The sequence below is a fragment of the Pseudarthrobacter sp. AG30 genome (assembly GCF_003116525.1).
GTDB lineage: Bacteria > Actinomycetota > Actinomycetes > Actinomycetales > Micrococcaceae > Arthrobacter.
Map to the genome: position 1 here is coordinate 1 of NZ_QEHL01000085.1, position 245 is coordinate 245.

Sequence of the window (245 nt, forward strand, 5' to 3'; positions counted from 1 at the left end):
CCGGCCGCGGTGGCATTCCGCGCCAGCCATTCGATCGTGATCGACATCCACTTCATCGGCGTGTGGGATACCGTCGGCTCGCTCGGCATCCCCTGCACCGCCTCGTGGTTTCCCTTTGCGCGCAAGCGCTACCAGTTCCACGACACCGAACTCAGCAAGATCGTGAAATACGCCTACCAGGCGCTGGCGCTGCACGAGCACCGCGCCGACTTCGCGCCCACGGTATGGACACGCAACCCGTACAC

General features: G+C 64.5%; 1 protein-coding gene. It reads left to right on the top strand.

The window, feature by feature from the left end:
- Positions 1–245 (top strand): DUF2235 domain-containing protein (locus DC347_RS21415; protein WP_133247137.1); only part of this gene is annotated, 245 nt, incomplete at both ends.